This window comes from uncultured Microbacterium sp., from assembly GCF_963521695.1.
Lineage (GTDB): Bacteria > Actinomycetota > Actinomycetes > Actinomycetales > Microbacteriaceae > Microbacterium.
The window spans coordinates 1-2,898 of sequence record NZ_CAUQWC010000322.1 but is presented as its reverse complement, the minus strand read 5'-3'; the positions used below and the strand labels follow the sequence as shown (position 1 = coordinate 2,898).

Annotated in this window: 3 protein-coding genes; all 3 read left to right on the top strand. The window is 70.0% G+C overall.

Annotation, left to right across the window (positions count from 1 at the left end; all coding sequences use genetic code 11):
- Positions 1–470, top strand: a 470-nt coding sequence (locus RWP81_RS15865) for a hypothetical protein (RefSeq protein ID WP_314457725.1), incomplete at its 5' end; no start/stop codon positions are given.
- Positions 467–805 (top strand): bacitracin resistance protein, encoded by a 339-nt coding sequence (locus RWP81_RS15860; RefSeq protein WP_314457724.1) that lies wholly within the window; start codon positions 467–469, stop codon positions 803–805. The genes RWP81_RS15865 and RWP81_RS15860, both read left to right, overlap by 4 nt.
- A gap of 260 nt (positions 806–1,065) precedes the next feature.
- Complete coding sequence (gene serA / locus RWP81_RS15855) at positions 1,066–2,670, top strand: phosphoglycerate dehydrogenase (RefSeq protein WP_314457723.1); 1,605 nt, start codon at positions 1,066–1,068, stop codon at positions 2,668–2,670.
- Positions 2,671–2,898: the final 228 nt, after the last annotated feature.

Genomic DNA, 2,898 nt, shown 5'->3' with positions numbered 1-2,898 from the left:
CGGCGTCCGAGCCCGCCCTGACTCCCGAGCCCGTAGCCGAGGGGCGTGGACCGGAGCCCCTGCAGCCTGCACCCGAACCCGCGCAGACCCGTTCGTCATCCACGGCGCCGGCCGCCCGGCATCCCGAAGCCGACGACGTCGAGTCGGCAGATGATCAAGCGGATGCCGCTCACCCGAGGCCGCTGGGCAACGCCGGCCTGATCGGCATCGGCATGGTCGCCGCCACGTTCCTGCTGTTCGCCGTCGGATGGCTCGTCGCCGGCCTGCGGCTGCAGGGGCTGGGATTGCCCATCCCGTCCGTCACGCTGATCGCCCTGACCATCGGTGCGGCCCTCGCCCCGCTGGTGTGGTTCGTCGCAGTGCTCGCGCTGACGCGGTCGTGGCGCACCTGGCAGCGTTTCCTGCTGCTGATCCTCGGCATCGTGCTGCTCGTCCCCTGGCCCTTCCTCTCGTTGGGAGCCTTCGCATGAGCGAGACCGTGCGCACCCGCCATCTGCCCACCTGGCTGGTCGTGACGATCGCCGGAGTGTTCGGCTTGTTCTACGCCTACGTCGTGTGGAGCTCGGTCGCGCTGTTGATCCAGCAGGTGAACGGACCGCTCGGGCTCAACGGACTGGGATGGTTCGTCTACATCCTGCCCATCGCGTTCCCCCTCCTCGCGTTCGGCGTGGCTTTCGCGATCGGGGCTCGCCGCCGGGCGGGGGAGTTCGCGATCGTGCTGCTCGCCGGTCTGACTCTGTCGGCCGCATTCTGGCTCGCGATCGTGGGTTACGGCACAACGTCGTACGGCTTGTACGGGGGCTGAGCGCTCCTCCTTCGGCGCGAGACCGTATCTCGCTGACGAGTCGGTTGCAGGCTGCAGACATGATGTCAGCGCGACGCCGTCTCGCTGCACGCCCAGCGGCGCCGGGGTCCCGGCATCCATCGTCCGCCGTCACACGGTCGGGGGCGTCCTCGCCTCCGCGCTAGGCTGGCAGACGGCCCGCACGGGTCGCGCGTCCGGCTCGCGCCGGTGATGCGCGGCGGTGCGCGCCAGTCCCCAGCACCGTTTCGAAGGACGCATCCGTGACGAAGCCCGTCGTGCTCATCGCCGAAGAACTCTCTCCCGCCACGATCGACGCGCTCGGCCCCGACTTCGACGTGCGCAACGTCGATGGGACCGACCGCCCCGCGCTGCTCTCGGCCCTCGCCGACGCGCACGCGGTGCTGGTGCGCTCGGCCACCCAGATCGACGCCGAGGCCCTCGCCGCGGCGCCGTTGCTGAAGGTGGTCGCCCGCGCCGGTGTCGGCCTCGACAACGTCGACATCAAGTCGGCCACCGCTGCCGGCGTGATGGTGGTCAACGCTCCGACGTCGAACATCATCTCCGCCGCCGAGCTCACCGTCGGGCACGTACTGAGCCTTGCGCGCCGCATCCCCGCCGCACACGCTTCCCTCGCGCAGGGCCTGTGGAAGCGCAGCTCGTTTACCGGCACCGAGCTCTTCGAGAAGACGATCGGCATCGTCGGCCTCGGCCGGATCGGCGCCCTCATCGCCGCCCGTCTGCAGGGCTTCGACATGCGCGTCATCGCGTACGACCCCTACGTCACCGCCGCTCGCGCGCAGCAGCTCGGCGTGCAGCTCGTCTCGCTCGACGAGCTCCTCGAGCAGAGCGACTTCGTCACGATCCACATGCCGAAGACGCCCGAGACCACGGGCATGATCGGTACCGAACAGCTGCGCCGCATGAAGAAGACGGCCTACGTGATCAACGTCGCCCGCGGCGGACTCATCGACGAAGACGCCCTGTTCGACGCCCTCACCACCGGCGAGATCGCCGGCGCGGGTCTCGACGTGTTCTCGTCCGAGCCCCCCGTCGAGGGCGGGCCGGCCCGCAAGCTCCTCGACCTTCCCAACGTCGTCGTCACGCCCCACCTGGGCGCCAGCACCGAAGAGGCGCAGGAGAAGGCGGGCGTCTCCGTCGCCCGCTCGGTCAAGCTCGCGCTTGAGGGCGACCTCGTTCCGGATGCCGTGAACGTCGCCGGCGGCGCCATCGACCCGTTCGTGCGCCCCGGCATCGCCCTCGTGGAGATGCTCGGTCAGTTCTTCAGCGGCCTGGCCGACAGCGCGCTCACCAGCCTCGACATCGAGGTGCGCGGCGAGCTCGCCCAGTACGACGTCAGCGTCTACCGTCTCGCGGCGCTCAAGGGCTACTTCAGCCGGATCGTCAGCGAGAGCGTCTCGTACGTCAACGCGCCGCTGTTCGCCGAGCAGCGCGGTGTCGAGGCTCGTCTGGTCGTCGAGGCCGAGAGCCCGCTATACCGCAACATCACGATCCTGCGCGGCACCCTGGCCGACGGCTCGACCCTCACCGTCGCCGGCACGCTCGCAGGAACACGTATGGTGCCCAAGGTGGTGTCGATCAACGGCTACGACATCGAGGTGCCCATCGAGAAGCACCACCTCGTCATGCGCTACGCTGACCGCCCCGGCATCGTCGCCATCTACGGCCAGAAGCTGGGCGAGGCGGGCATCAACATCGCCGGCCTCCAGGTGGCAGCTCCGGATGCCACGGGTCGCGCGCTCTCGGTGCTCACCGTCGACTCGCCGGTGCCCGACGACATCCTCGGCGCCATGCGCGAGGCCGTCGGCGCCGACCTGTTCCGCCAGATCGACATCGTCGAGGACTGACGACCGGGAGGTCGTGGGGGAGGGGGTCGCTGCGGCGGCCCCCTCCTTCGTCATTCCCGCCGCCTGACGCTTCGGGGGTGATGCGCGGCTTCGCATCGTGCGCCTGTCCTCCCGGAAGCGGGGGGATTCGGGGAGCGGAGGATACCGCGGGCGTGTGGGCCCGTGCTCCCGAGGCGGAGGGGATTCGGGGACGGGAGGATGGCGTGGGCGTGGGTTTGTCCTCCCGGG